Origin of the sequence: Janthinobacterium sp. 64, from assembly GCF_002813325.1 — a bacterium.
Taxonomy (GTDB): Bacteria; Pseudomonadota; Gammaproteobacteria; order Burkholderiales; family Burkholderiaceae_D; genus Janthinobacterium.
In genome coordinates this window covers 167,218-192,919 of sequence record NZ_PHUG01000002.1, presented here as the reverse complement: position 1 = coordinate 192,919, position 25,702 = coordinate 167,218, and the positions used below count along the sequence as shown (strand labels likewise).

Sequence of the window (25,702 nt, the reverse complement as noted above, 5' to 3'; positions counted from 1 at the left end):
GCCCGGCGCGCGCAGCAGCCCCCGCCACAGCTGCCCGCTATGAAGCGGCCTGCTGACTCAAATTTACACCATGGTCGAAGGCGCATGAAGACTGTCGCGGCGGGTTAAAGGGATGGATGCGAACTAACCACTTTGACGTAGTGGCGCGGGAAGTGAATGCAGCCATTTCAAGACCAAATCAAGCTGCAATGCAAAATGATGAAGCTTCGCACTCCACGATGAATTCTTCTTTACGCGGCTCGCGAAATTAATCAATTGTCCTTATTGCTAATCCCGACCAAATCTATCGGGAATTGCTTAGGTTTGCTCAGATTCAAACTAACATCATATGTTAGATTTTGAGTAAGACTTTTTGCCAATTTCTTTAATTGACAAAATTGCAAAATAGCGATGCAAATCTGGTGGGCAAGGTAGCTAAAAAGTGCCTAATTAACATTTTATTTTTAGTACCTCTCCTTTTCAGAGGGAGGCGGGTTGCTGGAGAGTTCATGAGAGTATCAATTTTTAACTTCATTCCTTGGCTGTCCAAGAGAACGATATCCGCCGGATTATTGCTCGTAGCCTTGTTGCTTGCGAATGTCACGCAGGCAGCAGGACCTTCGATTGTCTCGCCGCCTTCCGGCACAGTCTTGCCGACTCTGGCAGTGGGTCAGTCGATGAGCGTCACCATCACCGCTGTATTAGATGCAGACGGGCGGCAGATCGACAGGTGGGCTGAATGCGACATCGAAGACCCCGATTACGATGGCATCACACCGTGTCTGCCACCAGGATTGATACTAGACGCTTCCCCAGGCAGCTTGACTACCACATTGCATGGTGCGCCTACCAAGCCGGGCAACTACACGTTTGCCATCGGAGTCAACGACCAGCGGAACCGGGGCGCCGTCGCGACCTATACCTTGGTCGTTCCCGGCAGTGCCGCTCCGACATTGACCTCGCTTAATCCTGCCAGTGGCAGTAGCGCTGGCGGTAAGTCGGTAATACTGAACGGTACCAATTTGACCGGTACAACAGCAGTCAGTTTTGGAGGTGCTTCAGCCACTAGCTTCACTGTTAATAACGCCACGACAATTACCGCTACGACACCTGCCCATGCAGCAGGAGCGGTGAGTGTTGTTGTGACCACGCCGAGCGGTCCCGTCACACTGAATAACGGCTATACCTATACGCTCCCCCCTCCGCTGGCCGATGCTGTCAGCGCCACGGTGGCCGCCAACAGCAGCGCCAATTCCATTACCTTGAGCCTCGGCGGCGGCACGGCCACCAGCGTCACCGTTGCCACCGCCGCCAGCCATGGTACGGCGACAGCCAGCGGCACGGCCATCACCTACACACCAACAGCTGGCTACTCGGGCACGGACAGTTTTACGTACACGGCGACGAATGCTGGCGGCACCTCCAGCGCAGCGACGGTGACGGTCACCGTCAGCGCACCGATCCTGACCCTGACGCCGGCGTCGCTCGGCAATGGCACGATCAACATACCTTACTCCGCCACCATCAGTGCCTCCGGCGGTACTGCGCCGTACACCTTTGCCATCACATCTGGTAGCCTGCCTGCCGGCCTGAGCCTCAACACCGCCACGGGTGCGCTCAGCGGCACGCCGATTGCCATCGGCACGGCGAACCTGACCATCTCGGTCGCCGATGACAACAGCGTGACGAGTTCCAAGCCCTACACCCTGGTGATCGGTGTCCAGGCGCCAGTGGCCAACGCGGTCAGCGCCACGGTGGCCGCCAACAGCAGCGCCAATCCCATCACCTTGAGCCTCGGCGGCGGCACGGCCACCAGCGTCACCGTTGCCACCGCCGCCAGCCATGGTACGGCGACAGCCAGCGGCACGGCCATCACCTACACGCCAACGGCCGGCTATTCGGGCACGGACAGCTTTACCTATACGGCGACGAATGCCGGCGGCACCTCCAGCGCGGCGACGGTGACGATCACCGTCAGCGCGCCGATCCTGACCCTGACGCCGGCGTCGCTGGGCAATGGCACGACGGGCACGCCTTACTCTGCGACCATCAGCGCCGCCGGCGGCACGGCACCGTACAGTTTTGCCATCACATCTGGTAGCCTGCCTGCCGGCCTGATCCTCAACACCGCCACGGGCGCGCTCAGCGGCACGCCGACTGCCAGCGGCGCGGCGAACCTGACCATCACGGCTACCGATGCCAACAGCGTGACGAGTTCCAAGCCCTACACCTTGGTGATCGGTGTCCAGGCGCCAGTGGCCAACGCGGTCAGCGCCACGGTGGCCGCCAACAGCAGCGCCAATCCCATCACCTTGAGCCTCGGCGGCGGCACGGCCACCAGCGTCACCGTTGCCACCGCCGCCAGCCATGGTACGGCGACAGCCAGCGGCACGGCCATCACCTACACGCCAACGGCCGGCTATTCGGGCACGGACAGCTTTACCTATACGGCGACGAATGCCGGCGGCACCTCCAGCGCGGCGACGGTGACGATCACCGTCAGCGCGCCGATCCTGACCCTGACGCCGGCGTCGCTGGGCAATGGCACGACGGGCACGCCTTACTCTGCGACCATCAGTGCTGCCGGCGGCACCGCACCGTACACCTTTGCCATCACATCTGGTAGCCTGCCTGCCGGCCTGAGCCTCAACACCGCCACGGGCGCGCTCAGCGGCACGCCGACTGCCAGCGGCGCGGCGAACCTGACCATCACGGCTACCGATGCCAACAGCGTGACGAGTTCCAAGCCCTACACCCTGGTGATCGGTGTCCAGGCGCCAGTGGCCAACGCGGTCAGCGCCACGGTGGCCGCCAACAGCAGCGCCAATCCCATTACTTTAAGCCTGGGTGGCGGCGCGGCCACCAGCGTGGCGGTGGCATCGGCCGCCAGCCATGGCATGGCGACAGCCAGCGGTACGGCCATCACCTATACGCCAACGGCCGGCTATTCGGGCACGGACAGCTTTACCTATACAGCAACGAATGCCGGCGGCACCTCCAGCGCGGCGACGGTGACGATCACCGTCAGCGCGCCGATCCTGACCCTGACGCCGGCGTCGCTGGGCAATGGCACGACGGGCACGCCTTACTCTGCGACCATCAGCGCCGCCGGCGGCACGGCACCGTACAGTTTTGCCATCACATCTGCTAGCCTGCCTGCCGGCCTGAGCCTCAACACCGCCACGGGCACGATCAGCGGCATGCCATTTGCCAGCGGCACGGCGAACCTGACCATCACGGCTACCGACGCCAATGGCGCCACCGGTGCGAAGGCTTACACTCTGGTGATCGGCACCCAGGCGCCAGTGGCCAGTGCCGTTAGCGTCACGGTCGTCGCCAACAGCAGCGCCAACCCCATCACCATGAACCTGGGCGGCGGTACTGCCACCAGCGTGGCGGTGGCATCGGCCGCCAGCCATGGCATGGCGACAGCCAGCGGCACGGCCATCGCCTACACGCCAACGGCTGGCTATTCGGGCACGGACAGTTTTACCTATACAGCAACGAATGCCGGCGGCACCTCCAGCGCGGCGACGGTGACGATCACCGTCAGCGCGCCGATCCTGACCCTGACGCCGGCGTCGCTGGGCAATGGCACGACGGGCACGCCTTACTCTGCGACCATCAGTGCTGCCGGCGGCACCGCACCGTACAGTTTTGCCATCACGGCTGGCAGCCTGCCTGCCGGCATGAGCCTCAACACCACCACGGGCGCGCTCAGCGGCACGCCGACTGCCAGTGGCACGGCGAACCTGACCATTACGGCCACCGATGCCTACGGCGCCATTGGGTACAAGAGTTATACACAGGTGATCGGCGTCCAGGCTCCGCTGGCTTCTGCAGTCAGTGCCACGGTGTCGGCTAACAGCAGTGCCAATCTCATTTCGCTTAACCTGAGCGGTGGCACTGCCGTGAGCGTGGCGGTGGCATCTGCCGCAAGCCATGGCACGGCTGTGTCCAGCGGCACCGGCATGACGTACACGCCAACGGCCGGCTACTCAGGATTGGACCACTTTACCTATACGGCGACGAATGCCGGCGGAACGTCTAGCGCAGCGACGGTAACGATCACTGTCAGCGCGCCAACCTTAACCCTGACGCCTGCGTCGCTCAGCAACGGCACGATGGGCACGCCTTACACTGCCAGCATCAGCGCCGCCAGTGGCACCGCCCCGTACAGCTTTGCCATCAGCGCGGGCAGCCTGCCTGCAGGCCTGAGCCTCAACACTGCCACAGGCGCGATCAGCGGCACACCGACTGCCAGCGGCACGGCGAACCTGACCATCACGGCTACCGACGCCAATGGCGCCACCGGTTCGATGGCTTACACCCTGCTGATAGGTGTCCAGGCGCCAGTGGCAAATGCCGTCAGCGCCACAGTCGCCGCCAACAGCAGCGCCAACCCCATCACCCTGAACCTGAGCGGCGGTACTGCCACCAGCGTGGCGGTGGTATCGGCCGCCAGCCATGGCGCGACCGCGGCCAGCGGAACCAGCATCACGTACACGCCAACGGTCGGCTATTCGGGCACAGACAGCTTTACTTATTCGGCGACGAACGCTGGCGGCACCTCTGGTGCTGCCAGCGTGACGATCACAGTCAACGCGCCGACGATCAGCGTAGGGCCGGCAAGCATGCCGTCGGGTAAGGTTGCTCAATTGTTTAGTACGCAATTGGTAGCGGCAGGCGGTACCGCACCATATGCCTATGTGCTGGCGAATGGCAGTGCTTTGCCGCCAGGCATGAGCCTCGGTAGCACGGGGCAGGTGAGTGGTACGCCCACAGCCGGTGGCAATTTCACCTTCGACATTCAGGCTGTCGATGCGCATGGTTTTACCGGTAGCCGCACGTATACGCTTGGCGTGGCATCGGCGACCATTAGCCTGGAGCAGGCCAGCTTGCCCAATCCAACAGCGGAAAGTGTCTATGGCGCGAGCCTGACTGCGACGGGGGGCACCACGCCCTACCATTTTGAGGTGAGCGGCAATTTGCCGCCCGGTCTGGTACTCGACATGCTCACCGGAGCGCTGTCCGGCACGACGAACGTGGCCGGTAGTTTCTCGTTCAGCATCAAGGTCACGGATAGCAGCACAGGCCTTGGGGCACCGTTCAGCGTCAGCAAAAACTACACGCTGGCGGTGGCCGCACCAACCTTGACGCTCACGCCGTCCAGCCTGGGCAGCATCCGTGCAGGTGACGCCTATCGCCAGCAGTTCACGGCGGCCGGCGGTGTCGCGCCGTATGCGTATGCTGTAAGCAGCGGCGCCTTGCCCGCTGGCCTGGCGCTCGATGCCGCAACCGGCATCGTCAGTGGCACGCCGACAGCGGCGGGCAGTTTCCCATTCAGCATACAAGCCACGGATGTGCATCAGTTCGCCGTGCGGCAGTCGTTGACACTGCTGATCGGTCAGGCACCGCCGGCCGTTGCCAATGACGCGACCGCCACCGCAGCCAACCAGCAAGTGAGTCTGAACATCGCTTCCACCGATGGCAGTCCGATCACGGACGTCACCATCGTCACGCCGCCGAAGCACGGGCGCGTCACGGTGGTGTCGACGGGGGCATTGGCGCGCATTGCGCGTGCCGTAGGCGCGAGTTTCAAGGTGACGTATGTGCCGAATGCCGACTACTTTGGCCCTGACGCCTTCAGCTACACGGTCACGGGCCCGGGCGGCACATCGGCACCCGCCACGGTCAGCGTGACGGTGGCGCCGCAACCAGTGCCCGTGCCCGTCGCCAAGACGGCGACGGTATTGGCCGGTACGCCGGTGACCCTGCATGTAACGGAAGGCGCCACTGGTGGCCCGTTCACGGCGGTGTCCATCACCACGCAGCCGGCCAGCGGCACGGCAGCAGTCAGCGGCATGGATATCCTTTACACGCCGGGTATCGACACCAGCGGCGACATCAGCATCGGCTATACCTTGTCGAACGTGTTCGGCACGTCGCTTCCGGTGAAGTCGACGATCAGCGTCAATCCGATGCCGCAGGTGGCCAGCCAGAGTGCTACGGTGGTGGCCGGTCTGACGGTCAATATCGACCTGGCGGCGGGCGCCACGGGTGGTCCGTTCACGGCGGCCAATGTGCTCAGCGTCACGCCGGCGGAAGCGGGCAAGGCTGTGGTGCGCGATGTCGGCACGGCCGGCAAGCCGTCGTACCAGCTGAGCTTTGCGGCGTCGGGCAAGTTTGCCGGCGCGGCCGTCGTCAGCTACACCCTGAGCAATGCCTATGCCACGTCGAAGCCGGGCGTGGTCAATGTGACCGTAACGGCGCGGCGCGATCCGTCGCTCGATCCGGAAGTGATCGGCCTGCAGGCGGCGCAAGCCGATGCGGCGCGGCGATTCGCCAGCGCGCAGCTGTCGAACTTCACGCAGCGCCTGGAAAGCCTGCATGGAGACGGCTGGGGAAGGTCAAGCTTTGGCCTGAGCCTGACGCCGCCGAACGACAGCGGCAATCCGACGGCGGCGCTGGCGCGCTGGCAGGAGCAGGAAGCGGACCGTGCTTTCGGCAGGAATCCCCGTAAACAAGAGCATCGCACCATCCTGCAAACGGACAAGCAGCAGCCAGGTGCAGCAGGAAGCGGCATCGGGGCGGACTCCGCCGCCTTGCCGGACATGCCGCAAAAACCGGATGCGCAGAAACGGGCGCTGTCCCTTTGGCTTGGTGGCGCGGTCGACTTCGGCCAGCACTATGTGAATGGCCGCGAAACGGGCTTCCGCTTCCGCACCAATGGCGTGAGCGTGGGCGGCGATTACCGCCTCAGCGACTTGGCGACCTTGGGCGTGGGTGCCGGTTTCAGCCATGACCGCAGCGACGTGGGCCAGCACGGCAGCCGCAGCACGGCCGATAGCGCCGTGGCGGCCGTGTATGGCAGCCTGCGCCCGAGCAAGGGTGTCTTTGTCGATGGCGTGCTCGGCTACGGCACCTTGCAATACGATGCGTCGCGTTACCTGACCGATGGCAGCGGTTTTGCCACCGGCGAACGCGACGGCAAGCAGGTGTTCGGCGCGTTGGTGGGCGGCATGGAGATGCGCCAGGAAACCTGGATGTGGTCGCCATACGGCCGCGTGGAACTGATGTCTGCCAAGCTCGATCCGTACACGGAGACGGCGGCGGGCATCAATGCCCTGAGCTACTTCAAGCAAACCGTACGTTCGCGCATCGGCGCGCTGGGCGTGCGGGCCGAGGGCATCTATGTCGGCGGTCTGGGTACATGGTTCCCGCGTGCGCGGCTGGAGTACCGCCACCAGTTCCAGGGCGCCGACGATGCACGCCTGGCGTATGCCGACCTGTCGGCGGACGGCCCCGTGTATGTGATCCGCACACTGCCGCAGCAGACAGGCAACTGGACGGCGGGGCTGGGCGTCAAGCTGCTGCTGTCGAACGGCACGACACTGACTCTGGACTACAACAGCAATCTGAATATCGATAGCGGGCGTACCCAATCAGTCATGTTTGGTGTGGAAGTGCCGTTGAAATAGTTGAAAGGAACGGTTAAACATCACCGCTGATGTTGCCCCCAGCATGGGCCCAGGGGCGTAATAAAATTGGCACATTTGAAGATGAGGACGCGTATTGGCCTGGAACCAGTTTGCGTGTCCTCATTCTCTCGTTTAGGAATAGAAGCTCATCGAGTTCGGCGAACCTCGCTGCCTTTCCGCTTGATGCACCGGTATTTTTTTGTCTCTTGCACCGCTTACCCGCCGGAGAGACCACGCAGTCAGCCCGGGTCGTGCTTTGGCAGGATGCGCCTGATCTGAGCGAACGATCTCAACATGTCATTCAGTCTGGGTAATTCTCCCCTCAAATACAAAAGTATCCACAGGGATGACCCCTTGTGCGGCGGCTACAGTACCAATCTCACCAGGCAGTAACCAGCAGCATGCGCATCCGACGATGAAGTACTTTGTCGAGTCTCCCAAACCTACGCTGGCCCTCTGCCAGTATCCGTGCTTGGCCGGATCGTCAACGGCACACCGTTTTCTCGCAGATCACTTCCCCCTCTCCTGCGCCGCCCCGCCTGAAGCCCTACCTCACTCCACAACTACCGTCAATCTCCAACCGGCGGCACAAGGCGCAGCATTGGCAAGCCAAACTGGGGCATTCGAGCAGGAGGTGACGACAGTCTTCTTATCGAACATCAGACGCATCTTGACGAAAAAATACACCGACATCTGGAACCAAACGCATCTGGAACAGGAGCTACCCCATCCCTGGCCCTCCTTCATCATCGCCAGGAATCTCGTGGTCCAACCTTGACGACGCTGAACACAGACCCCTACCAATACGGGGAAGCGGCTTTATTGCAACCTGAGGCAGGCCGACGTACACCTGAAGTAGAAGTAGCGTCCAACAAAACGAAATGCTAATAGAAATCCGCATTTTGTTGGCGACACGATGCACTCGGCCACGCTTACGATCCTATTCATGGATCACTTTTCGCACCCAGAGAACATGTCTACGCCACATCCGCCTTCGCCGCCGAGTTTTACTCCGCCATGCACGAATACCAGACACGCGCAGATGGACGATCCCAGGCAAACCGTGGCGACACGCGTGTTCCATGAGGAATTCCAGTGTGTGAAAGCGCTCTACCTGGATGCCGACAACTATGCTCCCCAGTTCAGCGCGACAGACCTGATCAGCGCGTACATTTCACTGGCCTTCACCTTCGACAACGCGGAAAAACTGATTTTTACCTATTTGCATACCGAGCTGCTTCTGCGCGATCAACGTACCCCGCGCCGCCAGGAGGAAATTTGGAAGCCGCAATACCAGCTGTTACGGGCACTGCAGCGATCACCCCTGAACTGTGATCCGCACCCCCATTTCACGCTGGACCATTTCACCACGGCCTGCATTGCCATTGTGGTGAAAAAAGAGATCGCAAAACACAACATCTTTGGGCAAGCCCGCAAAAATACCGTGGCCCGCTCCACCGGTTTGAAGAATACCCAGCAATCGTAACGATTACCAAGCAACAACCACCGCACCACCACCGCTTGCATCTACCTGGAAACACCCCTGCCTCGCGCTCTGCGCACGCGGCACCGGCTGATACCAAAGCGTCCTGTTCGTTGCACAACAGGCTGTTGAATCCTCTTTCCAGTGATTTTTACGCTCATGCAATCGCTCCTGTCATTCGCTGCTCTTTCTTGCGCACTACTGCCATGTGCCGCGCATGCCTGCTGGGACGATGCCGGCCGCCAGTACAGCATCTCTCCCGCACTGCTGTTCAGCGTGGCCCAGGCTGAATCGTCCCTGAATCCGCGTGCCGTGAACCGCACGCATTTCCATGTCACTCATACAGTCGACATTGGCTACATGGGAATCAATACGAACAGCACCATGCTGAAAAACCTGGGCCTGAGCGAAGACGACTTGTACAACCCCTGCAAGAACATCCATGCCGGCGCCCGCATACTGCGCGAGAAATTCCAGCGTTTTAATGTCACCTGGGAGGCCATCGGGGCCTACAACGCATCATGCGTCAAGCTTGCACCAGCAGCGTGCCAGGAAGCACGCAAACGGTATGCCTGGCGCGTATATGGCTTCCTCACCAACACCAAGGCGCCACCGGTACGCCGCTCCCCACCAGCTGCCAAGCGCAACACCCTCAACAACGCGCGTTCCGAACCGGTAGTGCCGGTGCCGGCCGCGCTTGTCTCAGTGAGTTTGTCATGAGGCGCGCGCTCACACACGCTGCACTGGCGTCCACAAAAATCACCGCCGCCTGCATGCTGCTGGCCTCCTGCGAAAGCCCGCACACCCAGCCTCAGTCGGCAGTCCTGGCTGCCAGGGCCGCCGCGCGTGGGCCTCATATGCAGCACATCGCCCAGCTGCACTACGGTACGCAGGCGCTCTACGGCCTGTGCATCGCACCGGCATGCCCTGCGCGCACGCCCAAGACGCTGGCAAGGCAGGAGGCGCGCCTTGGAGTGTTGGCCCAAACCACGATAGCGGCAGACGCCGCGCAGACATCTGCTGCAGCGCCGGTGGAAACCGGTGCAGAAAGCGACACGGGCTTGTTCGATGCCGCCGAACTATCGGTGTACTTTGCACCGGGCTCCTCGCGGCTCGATAGTGCGGCCCGACACGCTCTCCAGCGATTTCTGACGCTGGTGAAGCCTGGGAGCCGAATGCATATCGCGGGCAGAACCGACAACACCGGTACACCGGCATTGAACGATGCCATCGCCCACCAGCGCGCGGCCACGGTCGAACGGTATCTGCGCCGCCATCTGCACGTGACTGCGGTTCAGTTTGAGGTGGAAAGCGGCGGCGCCTGCTGCTACGCCACCGCCAATGCGACCGAAGGCGGCCGCCAGAACAATCGGCGCGTTGAGCTCAGTCTCATTGCCGATCCACCTCGGCAGGCGCAGCGATGAGAACCACGGCACCTCTGATCAACCTGACTGCAGCATTGGCAACATGCCGCTCAGGCCGTCCTCCCTCTAGCCAGCACTGCATCGCGTGGCATTGCCGCGTCCGCGGTCCTCCTGCGCCGCCATGCCGCGCCAGATAGCCGTCCTATAACAGACAGTCTTCCTTATTTTCACGATTGGAATGCACATGAACACCCTGCAATACGTCACTGTTCTCCCCTTCAGACAACACGGCAAGCGGCCCCTTGGCCTGCGCGTCTCCACCGCAGCCAAGGTCCTGGCACTGCTGACCCTGATCACCCTGGGTCTACTCGCCGCGATTCCCGCCACGGCCATCGACCTCGTCGCGTTCACCGGCATCACCGGCCCGCTGACGTCAGCACTGACGCAATTGGCCGCACTGGCACCCGGCGTTAAAGCACTGGTCGGCTTCATCGGCTTCGTCGTCGCCCTGATCTCGCTGACTGCCCTGCGCAACTTCAGTCCGGTGCTGTTCTACATCGGCATGGCGATCTTTGGCGCGGTTGGCCTGATCATTGGCGGCTCCATCATGGGCGCCACGATCTGAACCCGGTCGGCCGTTACGCTGCACATTGATAAAAGGAGGGCGCCATGCAAGCCGATACCTATATTCCCCGGCGGCTGGACGACCAATGGAAGATAGGCCTCTGGGACTTTGATGTCGCATTTCCCGTCCTCCTTTCCGTCTTTGTCGGCTATCTGGCCAGCAGCAAACTTGGATTTTTTCTCGCGGTCTGCGCCGGCGTCGCCGTGTCGCGCTGGCTCAGCCGCAAAAAAGCAGACAAGCATCCAGCCTTTGTCCTGCACTGGGCGTACTGGTATCTGCCTGTCAGTCCGCTGACGTCCATGCGCGCAACCCCGCCCTCACATATCCGCAAGATGGTCGGGTAGCACCAAGGAGAGCACCGTGAAACTGGAAACCTATCAGGATGACCTGGGCGCACTACGCCGCCGCGTGTTCGACCAGCGCCTGGCCATTGGCATCCTTTCCGTCTGCCTGATGCTGGCGTTGACCATCATTGTCCGCATCGCCGGCACCGAACGCACCGTCATCGTGCCGCCGGCGATCAATAAAACATTTTGGATCGAGGACGGCAAGGCCAGCAACGACTATCTGGTGCAGATGTCCGGCTATATCGCCTACCTGATGCTGGACGTCACGCCGAAGTCGATCGAATGGAAGAAGGACATGTTGCTCAGCTGGTGCCTGCCGGAGAACGCCGGCAGCATCAAGACACGCCAGGATCTGGAGGCGGCAAGGCTGAAAAAGCTCAACGCGAGCACCTACTTCCAGATGCAGCAGCTGGTACCGGACGAAGAAACGCAATCGGTCACGATGACCGGCTACCTCAAAACGCAGGTGAACGGGGCCAATACCTCCGACAGCCTCAAGACCTACCGTGCGGACTTTGTCTTCCGCGGCGCGCGCGTGCATTTGAAAGATTTTAAGGAGTTGAACGATGGAAAACCGGATACGGCCACTGGCGTGGCTGCTGCTGGGGCTCGTTGAGCTGCCCGCCTGGGCCGTACAGACCAGAGAGGCCAGGGACGGCGCCACCATCGAGGCGGTCATCGCCGCACATGAACCGACGCGCATCCGCATCGAGGGCGGCAAGATCATCGACGTCGTCGGCAACATCTACTCGAGCAGCAACTGTGCTCCCAAACCTGCCGACGCCAGCCTGCCCGTCGCGCCAGGCACCGGCGCCGCAGTCAATCCCGGCGGCCAGCTGACGCTCGCCTGCGACCTGGCCAAAGGCGAAATCTATATTCAGCCGGTAGGCACTTCGGCCAAGGCGATCAACCTGTTTGTCTCTTCCGCCACGGCCACCTACACCTTGCGCCTGAACCGCGCGGAGGTGCCTGCGGACACCATCGTGATATCGGACAAGTCGGCCAGACGCCAAGTCAAGGCAGCCAATGCCACTGGCCCGGCGCCGGCGAGGTCCGCCACATTCATCCGTTCCCTGAAATCGATGCTGATGTTCATGGCTTCCGAGCAGGTGCCCGATGACGTCCGGATGGAAGAGCGTGACGAAGCGCGCCTGCTGTGGGCGGAAGCAGACATGAAACTCATCCGACAGTTTGAAGGCCGCGGCCTCATCGGCGAGACCTACGCACTCAAAAACATCACCGGCGCGCCACTGGTGCTCGCAGAACAGGAATTTGACCGAGACGATGGCGATGTCCTGGCCGTCGCCATCGACAACCTCAACTTGCGCCCGAATGAGAGCACGCGGGTCTACGTCATCCGGGCAGAGGAGTGAACAGCCATGCGCATCATGCCAGCATTGAAATCGTTCACGGCACGGCTGACGCCCAGGCAGCAGCAGTACCTGGCCGCGGTTAGCATCGTGACGGCCTGCATTGGCGTCCTGTGGGCGGTATTGGCCTATTCCGAGTCCGGCAGCCCGGCCAAGCAGCTCCCCAAGGCGACAGACAAGCGCACCACCGTCAACGTGGATAGTCCCAACATGATGGTGCCGGGCCAGATCTCGCCGGAAGATCAATGGGTCGGCAACGCCGGCAAGAAACTGGCGCAATATGACAGCGACAAGGAAACGCAGGACAAAATCAACAGCGACCGCAAGGCCGTCGAAGCGGCCTTGCTCAAGCGGCTGGCCGATCTGGAAGTAAAGACGGCCGCGACAGCGGAACAGAGCCCGCCACCAGCGCCGCCCGCGCCCATCACGCCGCCCATTCCCCAGCCATCGGCGCCGGGTCCGTTGCAGTACCCTCCTGGCACGCCACCGGGAGGCAACGCACCGCCAGGGCCACCCGCCACCGACGTAGCCAGTGGCAACACCGGCGCAATGCGGCCAAGCGAGCCGCCGGAGACACACGCTCCGATGATCCGCGTGTCCCTCAGCGCCGAGTCAGATACCAGTGGGAGTACTGGATCCACCGGCGAGATCGGGGCCAACGGGAGAAAGACGGCGAACACGCTGGACGACTTCCTGCCAGTCGGCATCCTGCCAGGGGAACTGCTTGGCGGGATCGATGCGCCGACGGGCGGCCAGGCCCAAAGCAATCCGCTACCGGCACTCATTAAAATTTCAGCTGCGGCCATCTTGCCGAATCAGTTCCGCGCGGACGTCAAGGAGTGCTTTGTGGTTGCCTCCGGGTATGGCGACATCAGTTCCGAACGCGCGTACCTGCGCACCGACGTGCTCTCCTGCATCCGCTACGACCGCTCGGTGGTCGAAGTCAAAATCGAGGGCAACATCTTTGGAGAGGATGGCAACCTGGGGCTGCGCGGCACGCTCGTCTCCAAACAGGGCCAATTGCTGGCCAATAGCCTGCGTGCAGGCATCGTCAGCGGTATCGGCCAGGGCTTCGCCCAAGGCAACAGCTCATTCACGACTTCGCCGTTTGGCACCCTGTCGACGACGACCGGTGGCACCGGCGACCAGTTCCGCCGCGGCATTGGCAGTGGCATGGGGAGCGCGCTCAACAACCTGGCCAATTACTACATCCGGCTGGCCGAACAGACGTTTCCAGTCATCGAGGTGCATGCGGGCCGCAAAGTGGATGTGGTGCTGACCCGCGGCGTGCGCATTCCCGCCCGGCCAATGTCGCGCAGCGACGCGGACCAGCAGGATCGGATCGGCCTTGCCGAGGGCAATAGAGGAAATTCCAATGAAGACGCTGACTAGACTGGCCCTAGCGACGCTCGCCTGCGCGGCCACACTCGGCGTCCACGCCAGGACTGCCGAAGATAAACTGCTCGCCGCGCTCAAGCAAGCCTATCCCGGCACGGCCTTTGATACAGTCACGGCGACACCAATTCCTCACGTCTTCGAAGTCTGGATGGGCGACAACGTCGGCTTCGTCGCCGATACGCGCCCCAACTACATGATCTTTGGCCGGCTGGTCGATCTGCGTGCCATGCGCGACCTGACCGCGCCGAAACTAGCACAGCGCGCCAACGCCGCCAGCCCCGTAGCGCAGACGGCCGCAACGATCGATGTGCGCCAGCTCCCGCTGGCCGATGCGATCGCCTCCACGCAGGGCAAGGGCGAACGCGTCCTTTATCTCTTCACCGATCCACATTGTCCGTATTGCCGCCAGCTCGAACCGGAACTGGTCAAGGTACCAAACCTGCGCATCTACAACTTCATGGTGCCTTTCCAGGACCAGGCCTTGCCGCTGCGCATCTGGTGCGCTACCGACCGCCTGGCTGCCTGGCGCAGCGCCGTCAGCGGGTCGCTGGACGGGCAGAGCGCACCTGTCCGATGCGGCCATCCGCTCGACCGCAACCTGGCCCTGGCCAGCAAATTGGGCGTACAGGGCACGCCGACCCTCATCTTTGCTGATGGCGCACGGGAAACCGGTTTGATCAGTGCCAGCGAAATTGAGGCCCATCTGGCGCAAGCCGCCTCCAGCCGTACATCCGGCAAGAACATCAAGGAGTAATCATGCAACTGATTTCATCCATTTCATTGAGCGTCAAGAGCCTGTCCGCCGCAGCGATTTGTTTGAAGCTCCTGGGCGGGTGCGGCGACATGACAGGCCTCGGCGGCAAGTCCGAATATGCCTGCAAGGCGCCGGAAGGCGTGCGGTGCAACTCCGTCTCCGGCAATTACTACAACTCGTTTCCATCGGGCAGCGGCGCGGCGCCCAAAGGGGCACCTATCAAGGGCACCCCGCGTGCAGCCCCGCGCAGCATGTACACCATGGTCAAAGCAGCCAGCGGCAGTTCCATGCAGGGACAGCCTGCGTTTGAGCCCGCCGCGCTGCGCTCGCCGCCGCGCGTCATGCGGCTCTGGATCAAACCATGGGAAGACAGCGACCACGATCTCCACGATCAGTCCTTCGTCTACCTGCAAACCGACCCAGGCCGGTGGCAGGTCGCCCATGCGCAGCGCCAGATCCGGGATGCCTACGCAGTCTTGACACCGCCAGCGTCTCCGCAAGCAGCGGCGCAGGAGCCTACAGTCGGCACCGCGAAGACCAATATGAACGCAGGCACCAGCCCAGCCGCGCCGCTGGCGACCAAACTTGCCAGCGCGCCAGCCGATACCGGTACGCCCGCGCCCGAAAGCGCGCCGGCGCAAGTACCGGCGGCGAACCACCCATAACCGCTGCTGGATACAGGAAGGAACGATATGTTCACATTTTTTACAGCGGAAACCGGCGGCGACGGGATTGGTGCCGGCGTGCGCGACATGTTTGGCTTGAACCGGGGTGACGGTTTCGCCCCCGACCAGTTTGCCAGCTGGCTACCGTACGGTCCCTATGTCGACAGCGAGCAGCTGTTCATCAATCGCCATCACCGGCTCGGTTTCATGCTCGAACTCATGCCCCAGGCCGGTGCCGATGAGCGCATGGTGGAAGTGCTGCAAAGCCTGTATACCAACTGTCCCGCCAACACGGGTGTGCAATTTCACCTGTTTGGCTCGCCGGACATCCGCGCCCCGCTGATCCAATATGCCAACATGCGCATGGAAGACGAGGATCAATATGAAAACTCGCAGCAGTGGGGCCGGCCGGCCCGGAACAGCAACCTGTACCGCCAGCTGGCACGCCAGCGCGTGCAACATCTGCTGGCCGGGAGCCAAAAATCCCTGACCAAGGGATTTCATTTTACGCTGCGCGACTTTCGGTTGATGATGAGCGTCACGATGGACGGACGCGCCGATGATATCGGCAAGCGCGAAGCGGCCATCGGTTTGCGCGACTCGATGGCAAGCACCCTTGACGCCGCTTCTTTACCCAGCAAAGTATGCGATGCGGCCGATTTAATCAACTGGTGCGCACTGTTCACCAATCCGCACCGGCTCACCGATGGTCTCACCCCATGGATTAACTACGACGAGGGCAGGGAGCTGCGGGATCAGATTGTAGACTTCGATACAGTTCAGGAACCGACCAACGAAGGCATCCGGTTTTCGAAGCCAGGCAAGCCGCAGCACGTGGAAGCACGCTTCTTCTCCATTAAATCGTTTCCTGGACGTTTCCCCCTCTGGCAGATGGGTGCGCTCATCGGCCACGTCATGCAACCGGCACTGCAGTACCGTGCACCGTTCCTGCTCACCATGGGCGTGCACATCCTCGATACGAACACGACGCGGACATTGATTACTGCGAACCACATCCGCGCGACACAGAACGCCGGCAGCAAGATGGCCGACATCATGCCGGACGTGCAGAAGAAGCAGGAAGACTGGAATGCAGTCGCCAACGCGATGGATGTCGGCGGCAACCTCGTCTCGATGTACCACCAGCTGGCCATTTTCTGCCCGCCCGCTGAGGCGACGGCGGCGGCAGAAGCGGCCAAGGCCATCTGGCGTGCCAGCGGCTTTGAACTCAATGCCGATGTGTACATGCACCGCCAGGCGCTGCTGGCGAGCTTGCCCATGACCCTGACGCCCGCATTCCACAATGACATGAAGAAGATGAAGCGGGTGACGCGCAAATCCACGGCGAACGCAATCCATCTCGCGCCCTTGCTGGCGGAATGGCGAGGAACCGATACGCCGACGCTCATCTTCGCCGGCCGCCGCGGCCAGCTCGTGACGCTGGACCTGTATGACAATGACCTGGGCAACCCCAATTTTGCCGTCGTCGGCGCTCCAGGTTCCGGCAAGTCCGTCACCCTCAACGAGATAGCCTGGTCATACCGATCCGGCGGTGCGCAAGTGCGCCTGCTTGATCTCGGGCGCTCATTCGAGAAGCTGTGTAAGAAAGCCAATGGCACGCACGTCGACTTCAGTGCCCATTCCAACATCATCCTGAACCCGTTTACAGCGGTAAATGATATTCACGAAGACATCGACATGCTGCTGCCGGCCCTGGCGAAGATGTGTTCCATGAGCCAAAGGCTGCAGGAAGTGCAGTACAAGGCCATCTCGACGGTGCTGCTGAAACTGTGGAAATCCTACGGTAACGACCTGACGATCACCGCTTTGCGCGACGAATTCAAGACCGGCAATATCGCGGAGCTCGAAATCAAAGACGATGACCGCATCCGCGATCTTGCCATCATGCTCAATCCATACTCGAAGGACGGGCAGTACGAACGATTCTTCGAGGGCAAGAATAACGTCGACTTCTCGAATGACTTCGTTGTGATCGAAAACGAAGAACTCAAACGCAAGCCAGATCTGCATGCCGTTGTCAATATCCTGCTGATGTACCAGATCACCGGCGAGATGTACCTGAACCGCGATCGAAAGAAGCTCCTGATCATCGATGAACTCAAGCAACAGCTTGGAGAGATCGGTGCGGACGACCCGGTAAAAGCAGCCGTCGTAGAAGAAGCTGCCCGCCGTGCGCGCAAGTATGGCGGTGCACTGGGCACCGCGACGCAGGGTGCCGATGACTATTACGGTTCGGTGCAAATGACGGCCGCTTTCAACTGCTCCGACTGGGTTTTCCTGCTGCGGCAAAAACCGGAGTCGATTGAAATCCTGGAAAGTAACAAGCGCATCGTCATGGACGCCTCCAAGAAACGGCTCTTGAACTCGCTACGCACCGAGGCGGGGGCCTTTGCGGAAATGTATGTCTCGTCGCCCATCGGCGAAGGCGTCCTACGCCTGGTCATTGATCCAGCCACGCAGCTGCTGTTCTCGAACAAACTCGCCGATAACAAGCCGATTGATGCCTTGCGTGCCCAAGGCTACTCCATCGACGAGGCCATCGCCCGGGTATTGGCCGACAGGGGACTCCAATGAGGATCATGCTGATCAATATCCTCGTATCGGCCTGCTTCGTGGCGATCGGCATTGCGGCATATGACCGGCTGGTGCTGCGGCCGATGCTGGTCATCGGGGTCGTCGACGCGGCGAACGTCTTCAATGCAAAACAGGAACAGTACCTCAAAGCGATGACGACCAGCCATACCGACATAGAGCGGCGGCAGGCAATATCGGACGCTGAACAATTTGTCACCAGCTTTGCTGCTGCGTTGGCGCAATTGCCGGAGGAGTGCGCATGCCTGGTGGTCGACAAAACGGCGGTGATCGGCAGCCGCACAACGCTGATCGATCTCACTCCATTGCTCAGAAAAAAGGTGAAACTGTGACCCGTGATTTCTTTCAGCATGTGCGCAGACGCTGGTATCTGTACCTGGTGCTGGTCATGATCTGGACACTTGCCTATGTGCGTCTTTTTATCGATGCCACACCGCGCTTGCCTATTCTGTTTAACGTGACACCCAGCTTGCCCTACACGGTCGCGGTGGTCAACTACCGTGCCCATGGCATCCGCCGCGGCGACTTCGTGGTGTATGCCTTCGAAGGGCCGGCGCAGCGCATCTTCCCCGGCCTGTACCACCAGCCGTTCTTCAAGATTGTGCGCGGCGTGGCCGGCGACAAAGTGACCGTCCGGGATCGCCACGTTTTCGTCAATGGCGAGGAGGTCGGTATTGCCAAGACGCATACCACCGTCAAACATCTCCGGCTCGAACCTATCGCCGAGACGGTGATTCCACCCTCGTATTTCTATGTGCAAGGCACCAGCCAGGACAGCTTCGATTCACGCTACAGCATCAATGGCCTGGTACACGCCGACGCGGTCCTGGGCGTCGTCATTCCCATCTTTTAAACCAAGGAGTCAATCATGCTTTCAATGAAATTAACCCTCGCATCCCTGACTACCGTGGTGGTGCTGGCCATCCCAGGATGGGCGTCCGCCGCCGAGCCTCCTCACGAAGACTCCATGGGGAATTATTTATTTGTGCTCGACGCCGTTTCCCCGACGGTGCATTCAGCGGCGCAACATTATCTGCTTGCGTATGCGGATAAATGTCAGCGCCTGCTCAGTCTTCAGGGGCTCAAGCAGGCGTTCTTTGGCACACCTCGCGATCCCCTGGTGACGCAGATGATTGCGGCGGCGAAGGAAAGCGATCGCGTCAAGATGCGCGATCTGGGCGCGTCCATTACTTGCCACTAAAAGGCGGATCATGCGCACCACTGTGATCCTGTTGCTGGCCAGTAGCCTCATCGGCACCCTGGCCAAGGCAGAGGAACTGCCCGCGATCGGACCAACCTATCCGATTGCCGAGCAACACCTGCTCGACATGATCGCCCAGCGCTTGCGGGCGCTGGAAAAGAGCGGCCAGCTTCACAAGTTGCAGGAGCAGGCGATCGCCAAAGGCAGGGCGGCCGTGGCCAACCCGGCACCGGTGGCAGGCTTGACGCCGGCGAAGGAACCGCGAACCATTTATTTTGACCCCACCTATGTGCTCGACAAGAACATCCTCGACGCACAAGGTCACGTCCTGTTCCCCGCAGGCACCCGTACTAATCCGCTGGCGATCACGTCCATGTCGAAAAAACTGATGTTTTTTGACGCGCGCGATCCTGCACAGGCAAGGATGGCGCGCACTTTGCTTCAACGCGATGGTGCGCGGATCAAGCCGGTACTCGTCGGCGGTTCGTATCTGGAGCTGATGAAACAGTGGAAAACGCGCATTTACTTCGATCAGCAGGGCAGATTAGTAGGGCGCTTTGGCATCCGGCATGTCCCGGCCTTGGTCTATCAGGAAGGCATGCGCCTGCGCATCGACGAAATCGTGGTGAGCAGATGAGCCTACTAAAACACACCATCGGTTTGATCCTGCTCCTCATCGGGGCAGGCCATGCCCAGGCGGCGCCGGTCGGTACCTGCACTGGCGCCTTTCCGAACCCGATTAAGGATATCTGCTGGTCATGCATCCTGCCGATCTCCCTGGGCAGCGTCACCCTAGGCAACCTGGGCGGCCAGGAAGACACCGCCAATCCGTCCAGTCCGATTTGTTCGTGCAAAGTCAATCCGGTGATCGGCCTGTCCATCGGCTTTTGGGAACCCGTGCGCCACGTGGAAGTGGTACGCAAACCGTTCTGCCTGGTGTCCCTCGGTGGCCTCGATCTCAATCCGGGCATTCCTGCGCCAGAAGCCGCCCGGGCCACGGATGCGGGCGGCGCCCAGGACGCCTTCTACCAGGCGCATTTTTATGTCAATCCGGTCATGTACTGGCTCAAGGCAGTCGCCGATTTCCCCTGCCTGGAGGCCGGCTCCTTCGATATCGCCTACATGACCGAGGTCGATCCGCTCTGGAGCGACGACGAACTCACGCTCATCATCAATCCGGAAACGGTCCTCTTCGCCAACCCGGGCGCCGTCGCCGCCTGCGCTGCCGACTGCGTTGCCGCCACGGCGGGATTTGGCCGCCGCGAATTGTTCTGGTGTGCCGGCTGCCAGGGCGGTCTTTTCCCGCTCGATGGCCACGCGGCCTACCACGTAGGCGGGGTGCGCACCGCCGAATTGATGATGCAGCGCATCACCGCCAAGATGCACCGCGAGCTGCTGACGTGGGGCATGCATGGCCAGAAAGGGTTGTGCGGTCCGTACTTCCTGCCGGAAATGGACAAGACGGCCTACAAATCCCAGCTGACATATCCCATCCCGGCCACCGACAAGGAACTGGGCAAATGCTGCCAGCCTTTTGGACGCACTACCATCGCCTGGGGAGCGGGCAAGGAATACCCGGTCAAGGGCGAAGATTTTGCATTTATGTTATTTCGAAAAAGGAACTGCTGTGTTGGCTACTAATCCGATCCAAGTGCCCCCTGCGGGCGCCAAGCCTGATGCGCTGCGTGCCATGGCAGGGCTGGGTGCATTGTTCTTTGCCCAGGCAGTGGCGGCACAAGCGATGCCGCACATTTCCGACGCAGATATTGAACGCGCCAAGAAGCTGCAGCCTGTCATCACCGAGCAGGATATCGCCCGCGCGGTACGAGCCAATCCCATGCCGCACGACCCGCCGCCAGGGCAAGCACCCACTACGCCACGGATGCGGATCGACGCCTTGCCCCAGCCTCGCCCAACGCCACCCGTCGATCTGGGCGCCATTGCCAAAGGCTACGAAGCGGCATCTAACCCAATCGCGCTTGCCGCGTTGAATGGCGACCGGCTACTGGTCTTTGTGACCTTCGCTATGCCGGAAGCCGCGCTGAATAAGCTGGCGATGCAAGCGGCGCAGCTGCAGGCGACACTGGTGCTACGGGGCCTGGACGACGGATCACTGGTCAAAACCGTGGCGCATGCCCAAAAGATCATGGGCGAGCGCAAGGTGGCATGGCAAATCGATCCGCAGGCATTTGAGCGCTTTGCCGTACGCCAGGCACCGACCTTCGTTTTGCTGCGTGCCGGTGCACCCGCCCAGGCCTGCGGGGCAGGGAGTTGTTTCGCACCGGATGCTTATGTTCGCATCGCCGGCGACGTCTCGCTTGAATACGCGCTCAAAACTATCCAGCAGCGCGCACCGCGCTTCGCCGGCAGCGCCGGCCGCTTTCTGGACAAGATGGGAAAATAGCCATGCGCCGCCTGATCGCCCTGACAACCGCCTGCTGCTTGAGCAGCGTGCAGCCTGCCATTGTCCTGGCGCAAGTCAACGAGGATCTGGCCGGCGCCACGGCTGCCAACCAGGCCGCCCGGGCCAGCGTCACCACCCAGAGCGCCACTGCCCACGTGCCCGGCTATACGCTGACGCCACCCGAAACCGTCTACCACGGCAAGAGTAACCTCAAAAGCGATGCCAGTACCCACCTGGCGGCCTGCGCCCTGACACCCGGCGACCTGGCTTGCGCGGCGCAAGTGGGTGCCCTGAACTCGGCCAACACGCCGCGCCCGCCCGTGCTGGCCACCGATCCGGCTATCGCCGCCGCGCAAGCCATCGCCCGCGATCCATTGAGTGCCGAGACGGCGCTGGTCGCGTATACCACCGGCTGCCCCGCTGGCGCTACTTGTGCGCCAAAAACGTTCTGTCTCGGTACGCAATGCTTCAGTACCAGCTATACCAATGACATCGATTTCGCGCAGGTCATGACATACATGGAGGCCGTGCGCGAGGCCGGCGTCTATCTCGATCCGAAGACCATGACCTTGTTCAACGGCGAGGGTAATACCTGCCGCAACCGCTTGCTGAAGAATTGCTGTTATACGGACGGCGCCGGGGCCCACTTTACTAACCAGTCCCTGTTTGGCATCGGCTCGCGCCTGGTATTCGACATCTTGATGAACAGTGGCAACCGCGAGTTCATCACGCAAGGCGCCAAGGCACTGCTGACCAGTGGCGGTTTCAGCGGCAGTTATACGACGTTTGGTGTGACGGTGGCCGTCAATGGCACAGCGCTGCCGGCGGGATCGGTCACGCTGGCGACTACCGAACACCTGGCGATCGCGTTCAATCCCTGGAGCCTGGCGATGACTGCGGTGATGTACATCGCGGTCTCGATGATGTCCTGCAACGCCGGCGAGGGCAAGCTGGCCATGAAGGAGGGCGCCCAGCTGTGCCACACCATCGGCACCTGGTGCAGCTCCTGCATCCGGGTATTTGGCAAATGCGTGTCGTGCATCGAGCACACGACATCCAAATGCTGTTTTAACTCGCGCCTGGCCAGGATGATCAACGAACAGGGGAGGGCGCAGCTCGGCATAGGCTGGGGAGCACCAAAAAATCCTTCCTGTTCCGGTTTTAGCGTGGCCCAGCTGCAAAGCATCGACTTTGCAAAGCTGGATCTGACCGAGTTCTATGCCTCGATCGTACCGACGCTGCCCAACGCGGCGGCGCTCAAGGACGCTGCCGCCCAGCGCGCGCCGACCTGTTATATGGGGAGAGGGAAATGCTGAATCGAACCACTACGCGCAGGGTATCGCTTGCCCTCTGCGCCGCTATGCTCTGCGCCGCTTCCAGTGTGGCCTCGGAAGCCACACCCCGCGTGGCGGTGAACGATCCGAAAGTACTCATGCTCGCGGCCATCGATGCACCCGACGGCCGCGCAGCCGGCATGCTGACGGGAGAACTGGCGGACGCGATCACTCAGCGCTTCTCTGCCACCTCCGCACTCTTCATGGATGTCACGACACTGGCCCGCTACGCTCAGGACGGCTGCCGCCGTCTCAACGTCCGTTTTTGGCAGGAAGGTATCAGGCTCACCCCGGGGCAGGCACCGAAACAGCAAACGATCGATATCGGCATCAATTACTGCCGCAATGGCCAGCCGCCCGCCAATCTGCGCCTGGAGAAAACGCCATGAGAAGGTACCACTACTGTTTGGCAGTGCTGCTCGCATGTGGAGCAGTACACGCCCAGGTTCCCGCCAGTGTCCCTGCAATTGGCCACGCTTTTGCCGCGCAGGCCGATGTGCGGCGCGGCTGGCATTTCTATGACGACCCGGCAATGCACGAACCGCAGAAGGAAGTGGTACCGCCTGCGCAAGTCGCGCCGCCAAAGCCCAAGCCCGCCGCGCCGCAGCCACCGCCTGAAGTGAAGGCGCTGCGTGAGCTGCAGGTGCAGCTGGAACAGCTCAAGGCCGTCGCCGTCATGAACCCGACTGTCGCCAATGTGCGCCGTTATATGGAGCTCGAATCGAAGGTCGTCAGAAATGCCTCGCTGTTCGCCGACCTGTCGCAGAAAGTGGCATGGGCCAATCCGGACCTGGACCCCACCACGCAGGGCCGGCCCGTAAATGCCCAGGCGCTGGAAGTATTTGAACAGGTGCAGATGCAGGAGCGGTCATCCGCCCTCGCCAACATCGGGACCGACCACATCCTGATGTTCTTCTTCCGTGGCGATTGCCCGTACTGCCATGCCTTCGGGCCGGTATTGCGGGCGTTTTCCACGAAATACCGCATCCAGGTGCTGCCGGTCAGCCTGGACGGCGGCAAGGTTCCAGGCTTCGCTGATGCGCGCACCGACAACGGCTCGGCCGCCACGCTCAACGTCAAGCAAGTGCCGGCGCTGTTCTTGGCTCAGCCCATCAGCGGCAAGATCATGCCGGTCGGCATCGGTGTGCTGTCGGAACGGCAGCTGGTTGAACGGATCGACGCCCTGCGGCCGCGCGCCGTTGAGACCGTCGAAACACCTTTCGGAAAAACACTTTCATCTCGTTAAGGAGGATTTATCATGCCAATACGCAAACTGATCATCGCGCTGTCCCTATCCACCAGCGCGCTATACGCTCATCCGATCTTCGCTGGCGATCTGAATAGCGAGGTCAACAAAATGTTCAACGACCTCGGCGCCATAGGCAACTACACGGCGCCGGGCGCCTTCCGCGGGCAGGTCTATAACACCTTCAGCGGCGGCGGCCTGATGCTGCGTGCGCCAAACAAGACCTACCAACTCATGGCCATCGATTATCCGACAGCCAAAGCCGGCTGTGGAGGCATCGATCTTTTCGGCGGCTCGTTCTCCTTCATTTCGGCGGCCGAATTCAAGAACATGCTGAAAAACATCACGGCCGCGCTGCCTGGCGTGGCGTTTCAGCTCGCGCTCGAAACGGTGTCCCCGCTGCTCGGCGGTATCACCAAGTGGACCAAAAACCTCGAATCGATGATGACAAATGCGCAAATGAATTCCTGCAACACCGCCAAATCCCTCGTGTCGACTGCCGCCGAAGCCACCGGATTTAGCTCCAGCAAGGCCTGCGAGGACATCGCCGTCTCGCTGGGCCTCGAATCGGACTATGCCGCTGCGGCCGTCCGCTGCAAATCCGACAAGGGTTCCATTCTCGATACGGCGCGTAAATCTTCCGATCCTCTGGTTAAAAACAAGGCGCCGTTCGTCGGCAACCTCACCTGGGAATCGCTCAAGCTCGCCGGTAACTACTTGGACGACAAGGAGCGGGAAATGATCATGAGCATGGTCGGGACCGTCATTTTCTATTCGGAAGGACGAGACCCGAATCCGATCGCACCGACCTTCACATCGATCTCCCAGCTGCTCTATGGCCAGTCGGATGCCGGGGGTGGAAACGTCAACCAAACAGTGTTGCGGTGCAATAACTTTACAACGTGCGACCAGGTCACCATCGACCCAACGTACGTCCATACCCCGTTTACGGTGAAGGTTGAAAAGCTGATGCGTTCGATCGCTGATAAAATCCAAAGTCGCACACCGATTCCAAACATGTCGCCGGAGGTCGGTTTTGTAAACCAGACCAGCGAGCCTGTCTACCGCATGCTGTCGATCGGCGCATCGTTCCCGTCTGCGGCCACCAACGAGCAGCTGATCGGCACCTATCGCGACGTGATTGCAGCCGACTACGCCTACATGTTTCTGGAAAAGAATCTCAGGCTTGGCATGAATGCCTTGGACAAAGATTTTACTTTAGACATGAAACAACAGGCGAGAGCCCAAGAAATCCGCCTGCGCGCCAAAGACATGCTGGCCCAGCTGTCCCGCGAAAAGGCCCTCGTCTACCAGAAAGTAGGCTCCATCTCGGTGGTGTCCAACCACCTGGAACAGCTGGAACGGCAACTGCGCGCCAATATGCCACAGCAGGTACTCGATCTGCTGGGACGCCAGGCCGCCTATCTGCGGTGATAAA

At 61.2% G+C, this 25,702-nt stretch carries 22 protein-coding genes; all 22 read left to right on the top strand.

The window, feature by feature from the left end; all coding sequences use genetic code 11:
- Positions 1–488: 488 nt before the first annotated feature.
- The 22 genes from CLU91_RS27230 to CLU91_RS27125 all read left to right on the top strand — a co-directional run bounded on the left by CLU91_RS27230 (position 489) and on the right by CLU91_RS27125 (position 25,698).
- Complete coding sequence (locus tag CLU91_RS27230; protein ID WP_157814855.1) at positions 489–7,460, top strand: putative Ig domain-containing protein; 6,972 nt, start codon at positions 489–491, stop codon at positions 7,458–7,460.
- 1,042 nt (positions 7,461–8,502) lie between these two features.
- The gene (locus CLU91_RS27225) at positions 8,503–8,946 is read left to right on the top strand and encodes a hypothetical protein (RefSeq protein ID WP_100877042.1); all 444 of its coding nucleotides are present in this window, start codon (positions 8,503–8,505) and stop codon (positions 8,944–8,946) included.
- 156 nt (positions 8,947–9,102) lie between these two features.
- Positions 9,103–9,663: a lytic transglycosylase domain-containing protein gene (locus CLU91_RS27220; protein WP_157814854.1), complete on the top strand. Its 561-nt coding sequence runs from the start codon at positions 9,103–9,105 to the stop codon at positions 9,661–9,663.
- A gap of 137 nt (positions 9,664–9,800) precedes the next feature.
- Positions 9,801–10,367: an OmpA family protein gene (locus CLU91_RS28100; protein ID WP_157814853.1), complete on the top strand. Its 567-nt coding sequence runs from the start codon at positions 9,801–9,803 to the stop codon at positions 10,365–10,367.
- Between the two features lie 184 nt (positions 10,368–10,551).
- Positions 10,552–10,932, top strand: coding sequence for a hypothetical protein (locus CLU91_RS27210; RefSeq protein WP_232730971.1), 381 nt, complete (start codon positions 10,552–10,554; stop codon positions 10,930–10,932).
- Between the two features lie 44 nt (positions 10,933–10,976).
- Positions 10,977–11,276 carry a type IV conjugative transfer system protein TraL gene (gene traL / locus CLU91_RS27205; protein ID WP_100877039.1) on the top strand — a complete coding sequence of 100 codons (300 nt, stop codon included), beginning with the start codon at positions 10,977–10,979 and terminating at the stop codon, positions 11,274–11,276.
- Between the two features lie 16 nt (positions 11,277–11,292).
- Positions 11,293–11,895 carry a type IV conjugative transfer system protein TraE gene (gene traE / locus CLU91_RS27200; protein WP_157814852.1) on the top strand — a complete coding sequence of 201 codons (603 nt, stop codon included), beginning with the start codon at positions 11,293–11,295 and terminating at the stop codon, positions 11,893–11,895.
- Positions 11,846–12,652, top strand: a complete 807-nt coding sequence (locus CLU91_RS27195) for a type-F conjugative transfer system secretin TraK (RefSeq protein ID WP_100877037.1) — start codon at positions 11,846–11,848, stop codon at positions 12,650–12,652. Before traE ends, CLU91_RS27195 begins: the two co-directional genes overlap by 50 nt.
- Before the next feature lie 6 nt (positions 12,653–12,658).
- Positions 12,659–14,041, top strand: a complete 1,383-nt coding sequence (locus CLU91_RS27190) for a TraB/VirB10 family protein (RefSeq protein ID WP_100877036.1) — start codon at positions 12,659–12,661, stop codon at positions 14,039–14,041.
- On the top strand, positions 14,025–14,801 hold the full coding sequence (locus CLU91_RS27185) for a DsbC family protein (protein ID WP_100877035.1): 777 nt from the start codon (positions 14,025–14,027) through the stop codon (positions 14,799–14,801). Before CLU91_RS27190 ends, CLU91_RS27185 begins: the two co-directional genes overlap by 17 nt.
- 2 nt (positions 14,802–14,803) lie before the next feature.
- On the top strand, positions 14,804–15,466 hold the full coding sequence (locus CLU91_RS27180) for a TraV family lipoprotein (RefSeq protein ID WP_100877034.1): 663 nt from the start codon (positions 14,804–14,806) through the stop codon (positions 15,464–15,466).
- A 27-nt stretch (positions 15,467–15,493) separates the two neighbouring features.
- Positions 15,494–18,061, top strand: coding sequence for a type IV secretion system protein TraC (traC, locus tag CLU91_RS27175; RefSeq protein ID WP_232730970.1), 2,568 nt, complete (start codon positions 15,494–15,496; stop codon positions 18,059–18,061).
- A 5-nt stretch (positions 18,062–18,066) separates the two neighbouring features.
- Entirely contained in the window at positions 18,067–18,411 is a 345-nt protein-coding gene (locus CLU91_RS27170) for a hypothetical protein (protein ID WP_100877033.1), read from the top strand.
- Positions 18,408–18,932, top strand: coding sequence for a conjugative transfer signal peptidase TraF (traF, locus tag CLU91_RS27165; RefSeq protein WP_232730969.1), 525 nt, complete (start codon positions 18,408–18,410; stop codon positions 18,930–18,932). The genes CLU91_RS27170 and traF (CLU91_RS27165) overlap by 4 nt, the downstream gene beginning before the upstream one ends.
- 15 nt (positions 18,933–18,947) lie before the next feature.
- Positions 18,948–19,280: a hypothetical protein gene (locus CLU91_RS27160; RefSeq protein WP_100877031.1), complete on the top strand. Its 333-nt coding sequence runs from the start codon at positions 18,948–18,950 to the stop codon at positions 19,278–19,280.
- A 10-nt stretch (positions 19,281–19,290) separates the two neighbouring features.
- Entirely contained in the window at positions 19,291–19,917 is a 627-nt protein-coding gene (traW, locus tag CLU91_RS27155) for a type-F conjugative transfer system protein TraW (protein WP_100877030.1), read from the top strand.
- Entirely contained in the window at positions 19,914–20,921 is a 1,008-nt protein-coding gene (locus CLU91_RS27150) for a TraU family protein (protein WP_100877029.1), read from the top strand. Before traW ends, CLU91_RS27150 begins: the two co-directional genes overlap by 4 nt.
- Positions 20,911–21,684 (top strand): type-F conjugative transfer system pilin assembly protein TrbC, encoded by a 774-nt coding sequence (gene trbC / locus CLU91_RS27145; RefSeq protein ID WP_157814851.1) that lies wholly within the window; start codon positions 20,911–20,913, stop codon positions 21,682–21,684. The genes CLU91_RS27150 and trbC overlap by 11 nt, the downstream gene beginning before the upstream one ends.
- A gap of 2 nt (positions 21,685–21,686) precedes the next feature.
- On the top strand, positions 21,687–23,000 hold the full coding sequence (traN, locus tag CLU91_RS27140) for a conjugal transfer protein TraN (protein ID WP_100877027.1): 1,314 nt from the start codon (positions 21,687–21,689) through the stop codon (positions 22,998–23,000).
- Entirely contained in the window at positions 22,994–23,407 is a 414-nt protein-coding gene (locus tag CLU91_RS27135) for a hypothetical protein (protein ID WP_100877026.1), read from the top strand. Before traN ends, CLU91_RS27135 begins: the two co-directional genes overlap by 7 nt.
- Positions 23,404–24,264, top strand: a complete 861-nt coding sequence (traF, locus tag CLU91_RS27130; protein WP_100877025.1) for a conjugal transfer protein TraF — start codon at positions 23,404–23,406, stop codon at positions 24,262–24,264. Before CLU91_RS27135 ends, traF (CLU91_RS27130) begins: the two co-directional genes overlap by 4 nt.
- Positions 24,265–24,276: 12 nt before the next feature.
- Complete coding sequence (locus CLU91_RS27125) at positions 24,277–25,698, top strand: conjugal transfer protein TraH (protein WP_100877024.1); 1,422 nt, start codon at positions 24,277–24,279, stop codon at positions 25,696–25,698.
- Positions 25,699–25,702 lie beyond the last annotated feature (4 nt).